The sequence below is a fragment of the Virgibacillus salexigens genome, assembly GCF_014905415.1.
Classification (GTDB): domain Bacteria; phylum Bacillota; class Bacilli; order Bacillales; family Amphibacillaceae; genus Virgibacillus; species Virgibacillus salexigens.
This window is the reverse complement of record NZ_BNEO01000098.1, coordinates 1-318: the sequence shown is the minus strand read 5'-3', so window position 1 is coordinate 318 and position 318 is coordinate 1. Positions and strand designations below refer to the sequence as shown.

Annotated in this window: 1 pseudogene; it reads right to left on the bottom strand. The window is 37.4% G+C overall.

The annotated features are described in order from the left end of the window. Positions 1-266 (bottom strand): annotated as a pseudogene (locus tag JKP73_RS22405) (DNA ligase D); the annotation flags it as partial. Positions 267-318: the final 52 nt, after the last annotated feature.

Below are 318 nucleotides of genomic sequence, written 5' to 3'. Positions count from 1 at the left end.
TGTTTGCATTTACCGATCTCAAGGACATTATTTCCATCAAACACACCCACCGTAAAGTCACTATTAGCTGTATGAAAAGCTGTTAAAAAACCGTGTAGCTTTCTCCAATTTTTAATTTTGAACCAGTCTTGATGGTTTTTTCCTAATTTATATGCACTACTCTTTCGCTTTGCAATAATACCTTCGCCCTTATTCATAAAGCCACGATCCCAGAGAAAGTGGGAGTTTTCCTCGCATGGAACATTATGCAGCCTTGAGAATTTCACTTCTTTAAATAGCTGCGTAAGAGATCGTTTTCTTTGAGTTAACGTCTGTTGT